The following is a 16064-nucleotide window of genomic DNA, read 5'->3' on the forward strand; positions in this document are numbered from 1 at the left end:
TATGCAAAATTTAGCCTTAATTTCCCTTTTTGCGCCTTTTGTATCCTTTTTGTTTGCTAGTATTTTTGCTTTAAGGCAAAGAAGTATTTTGCTTGGCTTTATTTGTTCTTTGCTCATTGCTTTAAGTGCGATTTGCTCTTTAATTTTATTTTTTAAAGATGCGAGTTTTAATATTACGCTTTTTGAATGGTTTGTGGGTGTAAATTTTGGCTTTGACATTGATGCTGTCTCTTTAAGTATGATGAGTGTTGTTGGTATAGTGGCAACTTGTGTGCATTTTTATAGTATTTTTTATATGGAAAAAGACGATGGTTTTAATAAATTTTTTGCCTATCTTGGACTTTTTGTTTTTTCTATGCTTTTTTTAGTGATGAGTGATAATTTCTTGGGACTTTTTGTCGGTTGGGAGGGCGTTGGGCTTTGCTCTTGGTTACTCATTGGCTTTTGGTATCATAATGATAAATATTCCTTCGCGGCAAATGAAGCCTTTATTATGAATAGAATCGCTGATTTGGGCATGCTGCTTGGAATTTTTTGGCTTTATTTGCAAGTTGGCACACTCAAATATAGCGAAGTTTTTGTTATGGCTAGTAGCCTTGACCATGGTGCTTTAATACTCATAGCAAGTTGCCTTTTCATCGGTGCTATGGGAAAGTCAGCACAATTTCCACTTCATACTTGGCTAGCCGATGCTATGGCAGGTCCTACACCTGTTTCAGCACTTATTCACGCTGCGACTATGGTAACGGCTGGGGTTTATTTGGTGATTAGAGCTGGGGGGATTTATGACCTTGTTCCTGAAGTGGGTTACATTATCGCCATTTTGGGTGCTTTTGTGGCACTTTTTGCCGCTTCTATGGCTCTAGTGACTAGAGATTTAAAACGCATTATTGCCTATTCTACTCTTTCACAGCTTGGTTATATGTTTGTAGCGGCTGGACTTGGTGCTTATGCTTTAGCTTTATTTCACTTAGGCACACACGCCTTTTTTAAATCTTTACTTTTCTTAGGCGCTGGTAATGTTATGCACGCGATGAACGATGAGCTTGATATTAAAAAAATGGGTGGATTGGCTAAGCCCTTAAAAATCACTGCCATTTTTATGACTATTGCTTCTTTGGCTTTGGCAGGAATTTATCCTTTGGCAGGTTTTTTCTCTAAGGATTTGATTTTGGGTTATGCCTTTATATCCTTTCATCACGGCATTTTTTTAACGCTTTTAATTGCTGCTTTTATGACAGCTTTTTATAGTTTTAGACTTTTAATGCTTGTCTTTTTTACGCCTAAAAGACATTATGCACATCCGCACGAAGCAAGTAAAATCGCCCTTTTCGCTATGAGTCCTTTGGTGATTTTAGCTCTTATTTCTGGTTTTTTTGAGCATGGCTTTTTGGAATATCTTAGCACTAAGCTTGTTTTTATTGACGCACAAAATGGCTTAGTGATGATTTTAGCAAGTGTTGCTGCGGTGCTTGGTGTGCTTTTGGCTATTATTGCTTATCGTAGAGCGTGGTTTAAAGAAAGTATCGAACAAAAAAGCATATATAAGCTTTTGCAAAATGACTATTTTATCCCGCGTTTTTATCATCATTTTCTAGTAGCAAAATATGATTTGTTTTGTGAGCTTGCAAGAAAATTTGATGTAAAGGTTTTAGATGCCTTTGTGCGTGGAATTTGTGCTTTTGTCTTAAGAATTTCACAAGCAATTCTTATGCCTAATAGCCTTAACTTAATGCTTTATTTTATAGTAGGAGCTTTTGTGGTTTTACTTCTTTTGGTATGGGGGGTTTAAATGTTAAATATTTTAATTTTCTTTCCTTTATTGGTCGCTTTTTTAAGCTTTTTTTTAGGGCGTGGCGGGATTAAAATTTTTAGCGTTGTGGCAAGTTTGCTTATTTTAGGACTTAATTTGCAAATTTTTTTCGATTTTTTGCAGGGCGTGAGCTTTGAGAGTCATTTTAGCCTAGGCTTTGCGAAATTTTTCAGTTTTCACATCGGTGTTAGTGCTATATCGTTGAGTTTGATGCTGCTTTGCTCTTTGATGATTTTTTTAAGCTTCTTGTTTTTAAAGATTGAAAATAAAGCTATTGTCAGTGCGATTTTCTTCTTAGAATTTGCGATGATGGGGCTTTTTAGCGCACAAGATGCCTTGCTTTTTTATATCTTTTGGGAATTTTCCCTCTTGCCTTTGCTTTACATTTTGGGTGTTTATGGTAAGGATTTTAAAGCGGGGATTAAATTTTTCATTTATGCCTTTGCAGGTTCTATTTTAATGCTTGTAGCCATACTTTATCAAGCTTCTTTAACCCAGCAAGTTTTAGGAATTTTCACCTTTGACTTAGAAATTTGGAAAAATAATGTCTCCGTCACGCCACTTTTAGAGCAAATCGTGCTTTTCTTAGCCTTTTTCATCGCTTTTGCGATTAAAGCACCTTTATTTCCTTTACACACTTGGGCGCCTAAGGTTTATGCAAATTCGCCTATTTTAGTATCTGTTATGCTTGTAGCCTTTAAAATGGCACCTTTTGGCTTTTTGCAATTTTGCCTACCGCTTTTTCCTGATGCAAGCGTTTATTTAATGCCTTTTGTGCTAGTTTTATGTGTGATTAGCGTTGTCTATTGTGCGATGATAGCTTTTAAAACGAGAGATTTAAAAGAGCTTATCGCTTATAGTTCGATTTCTCATATTGGCATTATGGTGGCTGGAATTTTTACTTTTAGCACTTTGGGGATTAGTGGAGCTGTTTTTTATATGTTTGCTCACGGCTTGGTTACAGGGACTTTATTTTTATTAGCACATCTTTTGGTGAAAAAATACGGCACCAGTGAGCTTAATAAGCTTCACTCCCTATCGCTTAAAGCTCCTGGTTTTGCGATTTTCTTTGCTTTAGTTTTACTTGCTAGCGTGTCTTTGCCTTTGACTATATCTTTTGTGGGAGAGTTTTTGGTGCTTTTAGCCTTAGCTAAGATTAACATTTTCTTAGCTTTATTTGCAGGGCTTGTGGTGATTTTAGGTGCGATTTATATGTTAGCAGTGTTTAGAAAGATCTTTTTTATGCAAAAAGAAGGTGAAATTGCTAGTTTTGGACTTAAAATGCGAGAAATTTTAGCTTTAATCCCTATTGTTGCTTTGATTTTTTATCTAGGTATAGCTCCAAATATTTTATTAAAACCCTTGCAAGATGAAGCTAAATCTTTACAAGAAATGATGCATTTAAGGGCTTTGGAACAAAAAAGTGTGAATTTTTTAGTAGGAGGGCAAGATGAGTGAATTTTTAAATGGAGTTGATTTAAATGTCGAATTAGCCTATCCTTTTTTACTCTTAATTGCTGCGGCTATTATTTTATTACTTTGCTCGGCTTTTTACCGATTTAAGGCAAATTTTTATGCCGCTTTGAGTCTTTTAGCCTTAATGGCTAGTTTTTTTTTAGAGCTTTCTAATGTTAATGCCTTTGGTTTTAACTCAAATGCTTTTTTAGGCACTTTAAATAATGACATTATCGCCTTTTATGCGCAATGTGTGATTTTGCTTTTTTCTTTTTTATATCTTTTAATGGACAAAAAGGATCATATTGGCGAATTTTATGCTTTGTTTTTATTTATGATTGCTTCTTTAATGCTTATGGTTTCAAGCTCAAATTTACTTTTGATTTTCATAGGACTTGAGGCTTCTTCTTTAGCTCTTTACACACTTATTGCGATGCAGGGAAGTCGTAATGCTATCTCATCGGCACTTAAGTATTTTAGTGTTGCGGCTGTGGGGAGTGGATTTTTCGTTTTAGCTTGTGCTTTTATTTATTTTAAAATGGGAAAATTTGACCTATCTTTAAGTTTAAATGGTGGATCAAAGGACATTTGGCTTTTGAGTGCTGGGGTGCTTATTTTTGTTCTTTGTGCCATTAAACTCTCTTTAGCTCCTTTTCATTTTTGGTTACGCGATGTGTACTATGCTAGTCATTCTAATTTGGTTGCCTTTATTTCTGTTGTGCCTAAAATAGCAATGTTTGCTGTGCTTATAAGACTTTTTGATTTTTTCAATTATGCAGAATTTGGCACTATTATCGCTATTTTAGCTGTTTTTTCTATGATAGTCGCTTCATTGGCAGCTTTAAGTCAAAATGATGTGAAGAAGATGTTTGCCTATTCTTCTGTGGTCCATTCTTCTTTTGTATTGGTCGCACTTGTGCCTATGTTAAGTTTTAAATTGGGAGATGATTTAAATTTTGTATTTTGGGTGGTTTTTGGCTATTGGATCTTATTTGCTTTTGCAAATTATGGCGTTTTTCTAATCTTAAGCACTTTGCAAAAAAGTTCTTTTGAGACCTTAAATTCTCTGTTAAATGTTAAGCCATTTTTAGCTTTTGCTTTGGGGCTTTGTGCGCTTTCTTTGGCTGGAATTCCTCCTTTTGGACTTTTTTGGGGCAAATTTATGGTGCTAAAATCTTTGGTGGAAAACGATTTGGCGTATTTGGCACTTTTTGTGGCTTTGGCTTCTGTATTAATGCTTTATAATTATTTAAAAATTATAATTTATGCTTTTTTTATGAGAGAAAAGGTTACAGAAAAAGAGCTTTGTAAAGATTTAAAATGGGAGCAAAAATTAGCCTTAGCACTTTGTGTTATTGTAAATGTTTTTGCCTTATTGTTGATGTTATAAGAGTTTTGTTATAATTTTATATGAGAATTTTAATTTTATTATTTTTTGGCATTTCTTTAGCATTTTCTTTTGAGCTTGTTCTTAATTCCGGTCGCGAGGAGAGTGAGCCTTTTGCAGTTTTACACGCTAAAAATGACGAACCTTTTACTTGTATGCAAAAAATAAGCGAGGCAAAGCTTTTTTTTGAATGTGAAATTATGGGCGTGGTAAATAATGAATTGAAAAATCAAAATTTCGCCCTTTTTGACCTTAAATTTCAAAAAGAAGAACAAAAAATTAAAATGTTTATTATCCCAAAAATTAATGCAAAAATGTTTAATCTTTCTCAAAATATTTATGAAGATAAAGAATTAAGCGTTTTAAATTCACATCGTTCTAAGGGCTTTACCTTTGTCTTTTCGCATCAAATGGCTATGCATCATATAGATGATGGCTTGAATTTTGACATTGTTTTCCCACACGAAACCTTACCATTTGTAGGAGCACTTGATTTAAACTCAGACCCCGTGATTATCCCGCAAAGTGCGGATATTAATACCTATTTGCGTATTAAAAATGAATTTGAAAAGAGCAATTTTATGCAAGTGATCACCGATGCGCAAAATGCCATAATGCGTTATAAGGGTAGCATTTTTATGAACGAGTTTATGCTTTATAAGCTTAGAGCGCAAAGTGAAATTTATACGCAAAATCCAAGCATTAGAGACCAACAAAGCTTAGAAAAAATGATCGATGAGATTAAAACTTACACGAGAACTTTCACAAGTGATAAAAATTACGCAGAAATTTTACATATTATGCTTAAGACTTATATAGCACTTTCGCAGAGAAAAGATGTAGATTATACAATGTCTATTTTAGAAAATGAGCTTCCTAAAAATAATTTTACTCAGCTCTCTCGTCTTGAATATGCCGATTATATCTATCATCTTAATGAAAAAGATAGAGCGATTAAAATTTATGAGGATATTTATTTTAATACGGACAATTTAGACCTCGCCTCAAGAGCGGCTATGGCTTTGGCTAAGGATTATTTATCAAATCATAATGCTTTTAAGGCTAGAGAATTTACAAATACGATTTTAAAGGCTAATGCAAGTTATTTTAGTAAAGATCTTACGCGCTCTTTAGAACTTGCCAAGCTATTTTATGCGATAAAAGATTATGATATGAGTTCGCAAATTTATTTGCACGCTTTTTCTAAAATGCCTAGAATTGACGAACGCTACGAAGAAACCTTGAAAAATTTAGCCCTTTCTTTAGCACAAAATGCAAAGCCTAATGAAGCCAAACACTATATTGATTTGTATCTTAATGAATACCACGATGGCAAATATTTAGACTCCATTAAAAAAGCTAGCGATGAAGTGTTTTTTGCTGTGGGGGATAATAATGCCACACTTTTACACACGCGTTATAAAGATTTGATGAAGGAATATGAGCTTAAAGATGAAAGTATAGCTCGTAAAGCCTTAGATGAAGATGTTAAGCTTTATTTTGAGGAGAAAAATTATCCTGCTGTTTTAGCTTATAAAAATATTATTGAAGAAAGTAAGTTGCCTAATGCTACTAAATTTTTGGAAATGGCGGCTATTGAGGAATTAAAAGCAAATCTTAAAAAAGATGAGTGTATTGAGGCTGTGAAGATTTTTACGCAATTTAGCATTTATGAAATAGGACAAAAAATAGAAAATAAAAAGCAAATGTTAGCTTGTCTGCAAAGAACTTCTAAGATTAACAAAGCTTTAGAATATATCGATAAAAACGCTCACGAGGATAGCATTTTCTATCATCTTCAAAAGGCACAAATTTATTTTGATAATAAGCAATATACCCAAAGTATAGACTTGGCAAAGGAGATTAGTGGTTCTAAAGTTTTAAAAAATGAGGAGGAGGAATTTAGGGCATATTATTTACAATTTGTTTCACTTTTACGCCTAAATCACTACAATGACGCCATTAAAATTTTGCAAATTTTAGAAAGTTTTCCTATGAATTTTACTATGGTTGAAGCTTATGATGAGTTGATTTCTTACGCTAAAGATAAAGATATGACGACTACGATTTTAACTTACGCACCTAAGGCTATTGATTATCAAAATTACAAGGGAATTAATCTTTTCAGCCCTAATTTGGAATTTATCTACCTAGAAACCCTGCAAAAAAATGCCGAATTTGACAAAGCTTTAGAGCTTTTAAAAGATTTAATCAAGCTTAAGTTAAGTCCTAGTGATAAGGCAAGAGCACTTTATATAAGAAGTCAAATTTATGAAAGTTTAAAGGATACAAATGCTCAAAAACAAAGCCTTAAAGAATGTTTGGAGCTTAGTGGCTCGTCAAATTGGCAAAATTTATGCAGAGAGAAAAATGCTCTTTTGACTAATTGAATTTATTGCTTAAAAACTCAAAAGCTTGATGAAAGCTAAGGGGTGTGCTTTGGAATTTTTTATTAAAGGTTCTTTGTCTTTTAGCAAGTTGTGCGGTGTGGGTATTGATGAGGATTTCAAGCTCTTTAAGCGAAATTTCATCATTTAAATATGCCTTACACTCTTTTAGCCCTATGGAATTTAGTGGCTTTAAATTTGCATCAAAGCGTGTAAAAAGCTCCCTAGCTTCTTCGATTAAGCCTTGTTTTAGCATAAGTTTTGTGCGTTTTCGTATGTTTTTTGTAAGCTCTTCTTTATCCCAGCACAATTCATAAATTTCAAGTTCTTTTAAAATGCCTTCTTTTTTTGTTCTTTGTAAAAATTTGCTAGGAATTTCTTTTGTGCTTTCATAAATATTTAGCCATTTTTTAAGGCGATAACTATCATTTTGAGCCACCTTAAATTCAGGGTCTATTTGTAGGCAAAGTGTGTAAATTTCACTATTATTAAGTTTTGTTTCCACCTCCTCTACCTTATCACTTAGTCCTTCCATCATCGTTTTAAGATAAAAACTTGTTCCACCTGTGATGATAAGGGGTTTTTGCCTATTTTTAGCAAATTCTTTGGCTTTTTGATACTCTTTGATAAACAAACCCACATTAAAATGCTCCCAAACGCTCAAAAGATTAACCCCAAAATAATCTATTTTTTCTAAAATTTCTTTTTCTACTTTTGCGTTTGCGATGTTGATTTCTTTATACACGCAAAGGCTATCAAGGCTTAAAATGACGGCATTAAATTTTAAGGCAAGAGCATTTGCAAGGGCTGTTTTTCCGCTAGCTGTGGTGCCTATGAGTGCAAATTCAAAAAACATAGTCATTTTTTCCTAAAAATTTATTTATTTTGAGTAAAATTATAGCAAAAATTTAAAGGCTAAAAATGAGTGTGTTGTGGATAAAAATTAAAGATATTTTGGAGCTTGTGGTATTTAAGCATTCTATTTTTGCCCTACCTTTTTTATTAAGTGCGATGATAGTCGCTTCTAAGCTTAAAAATGATAGTGTTTGGTTTGGTTTTAGTGCTTTGATTTTGGGTATTATTTGTGCGGTGAGTGCTAGAAATTTCGCTATGGCTACCAATCGCTTAATGGATGAGGATATCGATAAAGACAATCCTCGCTGCAAAGACCGCCCTAATATTAGCGGTCGTATCGGTAAGATGAGTGTTTGGGGATTTATCCTTGTAAATGCTCTTGTTTTCATAGTTTGTTCTTATTTTATTAATCCTCTTGCCTTTTATCTTTCTTTTCCTGTGCTTTTTTTATTAGCATTTTATTCGGCTTTTAAACGCTTTAGCTCTTTGGCACATTTAGTTTTAGGCTTTTGCTTGGGACTTGCGCCTGTGGCTGGGAGCATTATTGTTTTAGGTGAAATTCATCTTTTTAGTGTGATTTTATGTTTAGGTGTTACTTTTTGGACGGCTGGTTTTGATCTACTTTATTCCTTGCAAGATATGGAGTATGATAAAAAGGTCGGTTTGCACTCTGTTCCTGCGAAATTTGGAGCAAATGCCACTCTTTTTATCTCGGCTTTTTGCCATTTTTTAGCTACGCTTTTTTGGCTTTTGTTTGTGTGGGTGGCACCACTTGGAGGATTAGCTTTTTTTGGGGTGTTGATTTGCGGAGCTATTTTAATGGCGGAGCATTTGATTGTGCGTAAGAATTTTGCTCACATTGATAGAGCATTTTTTACCTTAAATGGCTATTTAAGCGTGGTGTTTTTCATTTTTGTATTGGTGGATTTATTATGGAGATGAGCTTATTTCAAACAAGATTTAAGATAGAATTTGATGAAAGTAAAAGTGAAATTTTAAGTGAATATGCAAATATCAACATCAATTCCAAATTAGTAAAATGGAAAAAACTCATTTATAAAGTTGATTTTGAGGAAAGCGAAAAGGTTATTTTTGACTTACTTTTAAGCCTTAAAGAAGATATTATCCGTATAGAAAATCATCTCTTCCGCCAAGAAGAACTACTTGCTTTAAAATACAAAACGCACATTAAGGCTTTAAATTTTGAATATTTAGAATTTTTAGAAAATATGCTTGAAAGCGGTAAAAATTATTATGCAAGATTTGAGTTAAATCATCAAAAAATAGCCTTCTTTTTTAAAGCACAAAGTGAAAATTTAGCTAAAATTACTAAAATCAAGCCAGAGGATTTAATTTCTTATAATGCTTTTGTGGTTGAAATTCAAAGAAATGCAATTAGAGAAAAAAAGGAAGCTAGTTATGGGTGAAGAATTGCTTTATTTGGTGTTTATTGTGATTTTATTTGCAGCCATTGTCGCTTATATGTATCTTAAAGACAAGGAGCAAAGCCTTAAATTATCAAAATTTGAAAGTGTTGTGGAGGATATGAGTAAGGAACTTCATTATGTCAAAAAAGAGCTTTTAAGCCGCGATGCTTTTGATGAGGAGTATAACAACGAGCTTTTGAGAAATGAAATGCAAATTTTACTAGAAAAAGAAGTAGCGAATAAAATTTTACCGATTTTAAAAAGTTTGCAGGGTATGGAGCATATTATCGAGCAGTTTCAAAATGAACAGCAAGAAAGGCTTTTAAGCCTAGAGCAAAAGGCACAAAGTATCACGAAACTCACGCCAAATTATGATGCCGAAGAGCAAAAAATCATCGATTTGTTTAAAGAGGGCAAGAGCATAGAGCAAATCGCTAAAGATTTAAGAATAGGCACGGGTAATGTTGAGTTAGTGCTTAAATTTAAAAAGATTATAAAATAATGTTAATTGATAGTTTTGGTCGTCATATTACTTATCTTCGCATTTCTGTTACACAAAGGTGTAATTTTCGCTGTCTTTACTGTATGCCTAAAATTCCTTTTGACTATGTGCCAAAAGAAGATATTTTAAGCTTTGAGGAGATGTTTGTTTTTGTAAAAGAATTGATTGATAGAGGGGTGAAAAAGATTCGCATAAGTGGTGGAGAACCCTTACTGCGTAAGGATTTGAGCATTTTTGTAAGGATGATAAGATCTTATAAACATGATATTGATTTAGCCCTAACGAGCAATGGCTTTTTGCTTAAAGACTACGCTAAAGAGTTGAAAAATGCAGGGCTTGACCGCATTAATATCTCTCTTGATACGCTAGATTCTAAAAAAGCAAAAAAACTCGCTCAAAAAGATGTTTTAAGCTCTGTTTTGGCTGGTATTGAAGAGGCGATTGAAGTTGGATTAAATGTTAAATTAAATACCGTTGCGCTTAAGGGCTTAAATGATGATGAATTACTTTCCCTTTTAGAATTTGCTAAAAATAAAAAAATGCAAATTCGCTTCATAGAATTTATGGAAAATATCCACGCTTACGGGGCTTTAAAAGGTTTAAAAAAGGACGAAATTATCGACATTTTATCGCAAAAATATCAAATTTCTTTAATTAAAAAGGCTGAATTTGCTCCTGTGAGTTTATATAGTGCAAGTGGCTATGAATTTGGCATTATCGACCCGCATAGCGATGCGTTTTGTAAAAGTTGTAACCGTATAAGATTGAGTGCTGAGGGGCTTTTAATCCCTTGCTTATATCACGAAGATGCCTTAAGCATTAAGGAGGCAATGCGTTCAAAAGATATTGAAAAAGCTTTACAAATTTTAATTAAAGTCTTGGAAAATAAGCCCGAAAAAAACGAGTGGAGATTAAATGATAATCAAATTTCTAAGCGTGCTTTTTATCAAACTGGGGGTTAAATGAAAGTTGTTGAGAGCTTTTTAAGCATACAGGGTGAGGGGAAATTTGCAGGGCGTTTGGCTGTTTTTGTGCGTTTTGCGGGGTGTAATTTTAATTGCGTGGGCTTTAATGTTAAAAAACAAAAAGAGAACAGGGAGCTTGTGGGCTGTGATACTTTAAGGGCTGTTTTTACTAAAGAATATCAAAATACTTATGAGAATTTAAATGCAAAAGAGCTTTTTTTAAGAGTGCTAAAGATGGCTAAGGACCTTAAGCCCATAATTGTGATAACGGGAGGTGAGCCTTTACTTCATCATAAAAAAAGCGAATTTTTAAAATTTATTAAGCTTTTATTAGAGGCTAAATTTGAGGTGCATTTTGAAACAAATGCAAGCATTAGGGTCGATTTTAAAAAATATCCTTTATATAAAAAATGCATTTTTGCACTTGGCGTAAAGCTTAGTAATAGTGGTGTCTCAAAAGAAAAAAGGCTCAATTACAAAGCCCTTAAAGCCTTTAAAAAAGAGGCAAAAAAGAGTTTTTATAAATTTGTTTTGGAAGAGGAATTTTTAAGTAAGGCTGAAGAGGAAATTAAAGAAATTTTAAGTGTAGTTAAAAATGAGGTTTATTGTATGCCTTTAGGAGAAAACGAAGCAAGGCTCAAGAAAAATGCTCTTGCTTTGGTTAATTTTTGCTTAAAAAATGGCTATAATTATTCGGATAGAACGCACATTAGGCTATGGGGAGATAAGGAAGGCGTATGATTATAAGAAAAATGTTTGAATTTGAAAATGCACATATTGTGAGATTTTGCTCTTCTAAACGCTGCAAAACTAGCATTCACGGACATTCTTATAAGATAGAAGTTTTACTTGAGAGTAAGTATTTAGATAATGCGGGTATGGTGTATGACTTTGGACTTTTAAAAAATGAAATGAGGCAAATTGTAGATAGTTTTGACCATGCTATTACGCTTTTTAAAGATGATGATAAGGCTTATCTTAGGGAAATGCAAAGATATTCTAGTCGTTGGGTGCTTTTGCCCGTTAATGTGAGTGCGGAGAATTTTTGTCGTGTGTTTTTTGTCTTAATTGACGCTTTGTTAGAAAAAACAAAAATGCAAAATGGCGAAAGGGGCGTAAAGCTTCAAAGTATCATCATACACGAGACGAGAACGGGCTATGCGCAAGGTTTTAGAGAAGATGCTTATAGTGAATTTTTACCTAAAATTTCATTAGAGGATATTGAATTTTCTAAGGCGATTAAGGCTGAGTGGAGTGATGAAAGCTTTTATGAAAAGCTTTGTGGAACTCATATTTTTATCAATCCTAAGGAGTTATAATGAGGATTTTTGGCGTTTTAATTTTATTTCTAGCTTTATTTTTGGCAGCTTGTAGTGCAGAAAAGGAACAAGAAGTCAAAAAAAGTGTTGAAGATGAAGTGGTGCAAATTGAACAAAATGACGAAAAGACCGAATTAAATGACAATAATCTTCCTTTGCCAGTAGAAGATGAGGCACGCTAATGCAAGGATATGAGTTTTTTCTCGCTTTACATCTTTATACGCTTTATGCTAGTGCGTTTTTAATGCTTTTTTATCTTGGTTTAACGCAAGGAAATTTTAAAACAGAATTTATTTTTATCCGTAGAGTCCGGCTCTTTTTACCCGTATTTTATCTTTTTTTAACTCTTGCTTTATTTACAGGCTTGTTACTTTGGGCGCTTAAGGGTTTTGAGGCAAATTTACGCTTTTTTGTGATGCTTTTGATTTGGATTTTGATTTTAGCCTTGGCTATTTTTCAATTTGTTTTATTTAAAAAAGCGCGTAGTGTAAGGCGTTATGTTGGTTTTAGATGGGCTTCTTTGGCGATTTTACTTGTTGAGCTTTTGTTGCTTATGATACCTTTTATTGATATAAATTATGCAATTTTTGTATCATAAAGAGGCAAAAAATTCTTCTATTTTTTTAGAGAAAGAAGAGTTTTTACATCTTAAAGTGAGAAGGGTTAAAGAGGGCGAAAGTCTCAATTTGCGTAATTTGCAAGATGATTTTTTATACACTTATAGGATTAGTGATTTAAAAAGAAATAGTTGCGTTTTAAGCCTTATCTCGCAAGAAGAAAATTTAACTTTTAAAAGCGGAGTTAATTTAGCTTTAGGCGTGATAGAGCCTAAAATTGTGGAAAAAATTTTGCCATTTTTTAATGAAATGGGACTAGAAAAACTTATTTTGGTTTATTGCGAATTTTCGCAAAAAAATTTTAAAATTGATAAAAAACGCCTTGAAAAAATTCTTATTAATTCTTGCCAGCAGTGTGGAAGAGGGGATTTGATGAGGATTGAAATTTATGAAAATGTGGATAGTTTTTTAGCAATTTATCCTAAGGTTGTTTTGGTGGATTTTGAAGGCGAAAAAAAAGAATTTGATAAAGATACGCTATATTTTGTCGGTGCTGAGGGAGGATTTAGCGAGAGTGAAAGAAGGAGAATTAAGGATAAGATCGCTTTAAATTCGCCCTTTATTTTAAAAAGCCAAAGTGCTGCTTTGGGTGTTTTGTCGAAAATTTTGCTTAATTTTATCTTTCTTTTATGTTAATCAATTATAATTACAGCTTATTGTTTAAAAATTTCAAGGAAAAATGATGAAAAAAGAACTTCACCCAGAATATGTAGAATGCAAAGTGAGTTGTGCTTGTGGAAACACTTTTGTTACAAAGTCTAATAAGGCTGAATTAAGGGTAGATATTTGCTCAAATTGCCATCCTTTTTTCACAGGTAGTGAAAAAATAGTCGATGCCGCTGGACGCGTAGAGAAATTTAAGAAAAAATACGCAATGCAGTAAAATGCTTTATTTTATTCCTACTCCCATAGGAAATTTAGGCGATATTAGCTTACGCTCTTTGGAGCTTTTAAGTGCTTGTGAAATTGTATTTTGTGAAGATACAAGAGTTTGCAAGCATTTGATTACCTTACTAAACGAAAGATTTAAGACCTGTATTAAACCTCAAAAAATTCTTTCTTTACATACACATAATGAAAAAGAAGTGCTTGAAAAGCTTGATTTAAAGCTATTTGAAAAAAATGTTGCGTATTTAAGTGATGCGGGGATGCCTGGTATTAGCGATCCGGGTTTTGCCCTTGTTCAATTCGCTCTAAAACATAAGCTTTTTTACGAAGTCTTACCTGGTGCAAATGCTGCTTTAGTCGCACTTGTAAGCTCAAATTTGTGCGAAAAAGAATTTATTTTTCTTGGCTTTTTAGCAAATAAGGGTAAGCAAAGGCAAAAAGAGATAGAAAATTTACTTTTAAATCCTTATCCCACTATAATTTATGAAGCTCCCACACGCATTTTAGCCCTAGTGCAAACCATCGCAAAGCTTGAGCCAAAAAGAGAGCTTTTTGCGATGAAAGAGATTAGTAAAAAATTTCAAACTTCTTTTAGGAGTAGGGCTGAAAAACTTGTTGAAGAGTTGAAAGGTGCAAATTTAAATGGCGAATGGGTTTTAGTCGTGGCAAAATCTTCGCAAAATTTTTCTTCAAATTCGCTTTGTGAGAGTGATATTTTGAAGCTTGATTTGCCTTTAAAAATCAAAAGTAAGCTTTTGGCTAAAATGAGTGGAAAAAATTCAAAAGAGCTTTATCAAAAACTGCTTTTAAGTCAAAATGAGGTAAAATAAATGATAGTCTATGGAAAGCAAGTATTTTTTTACATTTTGCAAAAGCATAAAAAGATGATTAATGAGCTTTACTTGGCAAAAGAGTGTGATAAAGCCACATTTTCTTTGATAGCAAAAGCTGGATTTAAAATTAAAAAACTAGATTTTAAAAGTGCTCAAGCCTTAGCTAGGGGCGGAAATCATCAAGGTTTTTTAATGGATATTAAAGAATTTGACTTTGTGCCTTTTTGTGAGCTTAAAAAAAGCGAATTTATCGTTATGCTTTGTGGAATTAGCGATGTGGGAAATATCGGTGCTATCATACGCACGGCTTATGCTTTGGGTGTTGATGGTTTGCTTTTTATAGGAAAAAATTTGGCACAAGAGAGCATTGTGCGTTCTAGTAGTGGAGCGGCTCTTGACTTGCCTATATGTTTAAGCAATGACGCCTTATCGGCATTAAATGAGCTTAAACAAATGGAATTTAAGCTTTATGGTGCCGATGGAAAAGGTAGGGAAGTTCATCACCTTACTTTTCCAAAAGGTAAAAAGGTTTTGATAATGGGAAGTGAGGGCTTTGGATTGTCCTCAAAAATTATTCAAAAGTGTGATGAGTGCGTTGGTATAGCTATGCAAAATGACTTTGATAGCCTTAATGTCAGTGCGGCTTTTGCAATACTTTGTGATAGGATAGTGCATGCAAAATTATAAAAAATTACAAGATTTAAATTTGAGAGAAGTTTCGACAAATACGCAAATTGAAATGGATTTTTTACAAGCTTTAATTGAAAAGGATTTTAAAACCTTAATCCGCTTTAATGTAAAGGGTTTCATTAAAATTTTAGAGCGTGAATATGAGCTTGATTTTACGGAATTTAATGAGGAGCTTGAGCAGTATTTAAGTGAAAATCAGCCCGATTCTTTACATATCACCAAAACAGTAACTCCACCACTTGCTTCTTATAGTCATAAAGGCTCGATTTTACCTATTGTAGTTATTGTTTTGTTTGCTTTTATTGTGGGGCTTGGAATTTATTATTTTGATACATTGAAAGAATTATTAAAAAGCGAGGAAAGCTTCGCGAGTGCGATGAGTTTAGATGCGGCAAAAGAGGCGGAGCTTAATTTAAAAAATCTTGAAAATTCCGTTGTAATTGTGGGCGAGGAAAATTTAAGCGAAAATGAAATAAATACAAGTGCTAAGACTCAAGAAAATTTAAGCAAAGAGCCTGAAGAAGAACTTAAAGACACTAATGAGAGCTTAAAAACCGCCTCTTTAATTAATGAAAATAATACTAGCGAAGTTAATCAAACTAAGCTAGAGGAGACGGATTTAAATTCGCAAAAAATTTTAAAAGAGGTCGCTGAATTTAAGGTCAATAGTAAGGTTTGGGTAGGTGTGATTAACCTTAAAACTGGCAAAAAGATGACTTGGGTTAAGGAGAGCGATTTTGAAATTCCTTTAAATGAAGATCAGCTTATTTTAACAGGTGCCACAGCCTTTGTAGTCAGTGATGAGGAGGGTAATGAAAAGTCTTATCCTGCGGGAATTTCTAAGAGATTTTTGATTAAAGACGGCAAGATTGCCAGCATTAGTGCTGCAGAATTTAAGCAATTAAACAAGGGCAAAGACTGGTAAG

18 protein-coding genes are annotated in these 16064 nt (G+C 33.4%); 17 read left to right on the top strand and 1 reads right to left on the bottom strand.

The window, feature by feature from the left end:
* Position 1: 1 nt before the first annotated feature.
* From nuoL to EL158_RS01735, 4 genes are read left to right on the top strand one after another with little or no spacing between them, the layout of a single operon-like run.
* Entirely contained in the window at positions 2-1792 is a 1791-nt protein-coding gene (gene nuoL, locus EL158_RS01720) for an NADH-quinone oxidoreductase subunit L (RefSeq protein WP_027303911.1), read from the top strand.
* Entirely contained in the window at positions 1793-3271 is a 1479-nt protein-coding gene (locus EL158_RS01725; protein WP_027303912.1) for an NADH-quinone oxidoreductase subunit M, read from the top strand.
* On the top strand, positions 3264-4658 hold the full coding sequence (locus EL158_RS01730; RefSeq protein ID WP_027303913.1) for an NADH-quinone oxidoreductase subunit N: 1395 nt from the start codon (positions 3264-3266) through the stop codon (positions 4656-4658). Before EL158_RS01725 ends, EL158_RS01730 begins: the two co-directional genes overlap by 8 nt.
* Before the next feature lie 20 nt (positions 4659-4678).
* A complete protein-coding gene (locus EL158_RS01735; protein ID WP_027303914.1) occupies positions 4679-7045 on the top strand; it encodes a DUF7494 domain-containing protein in 2367 nt (788 codons plus the stop codon).
* Here EL158_RS01735 and miaA read toward each other — a convergent pair.
* Complete coding sequence (miaA, locus tag EL158_RS01740; RefSeq protein WP_027303915.1) at positions 7038-7898, bottom strand: tRNA (adenosine(37)-N6)-dimethylallyltransferase MiaA; 861 nt, start codon at positions 7896-7898, stop codon at positions 7038-7040. The genes EL158_RS01735 and miaA overlap by 8 nt on opposite strands.
* A 65-nt stretch (positions 7899-7963) precedes the next feature.
* On the opposite strand from miaA, the gene mqnP reads away from it, so the two are divergent.
* Genes mqnP through EL158_RS01805 form a run of 13 tightly spaced genes read left to right on the top strand, consistent with a single transcriptional unit; the run spans position 7964 to position 16063 of the window.
* Complete coding sequence (gene mqnP / locus EL158_RS01745) at positions 7964-8839, top strand: menaquinone biosynthesis prenyltransferase MqnP (RefSeq protein WP_027303916.1); 876 nt, start codon at positions 7964-7966, stop codon at positions 8837-8839.
* Positions 8830-9324 (top strand): hypothetical protein, encoded by a 495-nt coding sequence (locus tag EL158_RS01750; protein WP_126361389.1) that lies wholly within the window; start codon positions 8830-8832, stop codon positions 9322-9324. The genes mqnP and EL158_RS01750 overlap by 10 nt, the downstream gene beginning before the upstream one ends.
* The gene (locus EL158_RS01755) at positions 9317-9826 is read left to right on the top strand and encodes a DUF6115 domain-containing protein (protein ID WP_027303918.1); all 510 of its coding nucleotides are present in this window, start codon (positions 9317-9319) and stop codon (positions 9824-9826) included. Before EL158_RS01750 ends, EL158_RS01755 begins: the two co-directional genes overlap by 8 nt.
* Positions 9826-10788, top strand: a complete 963-nt coding sequence (moaA, locus tag EL158_RS01760; RefSeq protein ID WP_027303919.1) for a GTP 3',8-cyclase MoaA — start codon at positions 9826-9828, stop codon at positions 10786-10788. Before EL158_RS01755 ends, moaA begins: the two co-directional genes overlap by 1 nt.
* A complete protein-coding gene (locus tag EL158_RS01765; protein ID WP_027303920.1) occupies positions 10789-11532 on the top strand; it encodes a 7-carboxy-7-deazaguanine synthase QueE in 744 nt (247 codons plus the stop codon).
* Complete coding sequence (locus EL158_RS01770; RefSeq protein WP_027303921.1) at positions 11529-12110, top strand: 6-pyruvoyl trahydropterin synthase family protein; 582 nt, start codon at positions 11529-11531, stop codon at positions 12108-12110. Before EL158_RS01765 ends, EL158_RS01770 begins: the two co-directional genes overlap by 4 nt.
* Positions 12110-12292 (top strand): hypothetical protein, encoded by a 183-nt coding sequence (locus EL158_RS01775; RefSeq protein WP_027303922.1) that lies wholly within the window; start codon positions 12110-12112, stop codon positions 12290-12292. The genes EL158_RS01770 and EL158_RS01775 overlap by 1 nt, the downstream gene beginning before the upstream one ends.
* Positions 12292-12708, top strand: coding sequence for a hypothetical protein (locus EL158_RS01780; protein ID WP_027303923.1), 417 nt, complete (start codon positions 12292-12294; stop codon positions 12706-12708). Before EL158_RS01775 ends, EL158_RS01780 begins: the two co-directional genes overlap by 1 nt.
* Positions 12689-13363, top strand: coding sequence for a 16S rRNA (uracil(1498)-N(3))-methyltransferase (locus tag EL158_RS01785; RefSeq protein WP_027303924.1), 675 nt, complete (start codon positions 12689-12691; stop codon positions 13361-13363). The genes EL158_RS01780 and EL158_RS01785 overlap by 20 nt, the downstream gene beginning before the upstream one ends.
* 46 nt (positions 13364-13409) lie before the next feature.
* Positions 13410-13610: a 50S ribosomal protein L31 gene (gene rpmE, locus EL158_RS01790; RefSeq protein ID WP_004276113.1), complete on the top strand. Its 201-nt coding sequence runs from the start codon at positions 13410-13412 to the stop codon at positions 13608-13610.
* 1 nt (position 13611) lies between these two features.
* Complete coding sequence (gene rsmI / locus EL158_RS01795; RefSeq protein WP_027303925.1) at positions 13612-14445, top strand: 16S rRNA (cytidine(1402)-2'-O)-methyltransferase; 834 nt, start codon at positions 13612-13614, stop codon at positions 14443-14445.
* Positions 14446-15135: a 23S rRNA (guanosine(2251)-2'-O)-methyltransferase RlmB gene (gene rlmB / locus EL158_RS01800; RefSeq protein ID WP_027303926.1), complete on the top strand. Its 690-nt coding sequence runs from the start codon at positions 14446-14448 to the stop codon at positions 15133-15135.
* Positions 15122-16063 (top strand): RodZ family helix-turn-helix domain-containing protein, encoded by a 942-nt coding sequence (locus tag EL158_RS01805; protein ID WP_027303927.1) that lies wholly within the window; start codon positions 15122-15124, stop codon positions 16061-16063. The genes rlmB and EL158_RS01805 overlap by 14 nt, the downstream gene beginning before the upstream one ends.
* Position 16064 lies beyond the last annotated feature (1 nt).

Source organism: Campylobacter upsaliensis (genome assembly GCF_900637395.1).
GTDB lineage: Bacteria > Campylobacterota > Campylobacteria > Campylobacterales > Campylobacteraceae > Campylobacter_D > Campylobacter_D upsaliensis.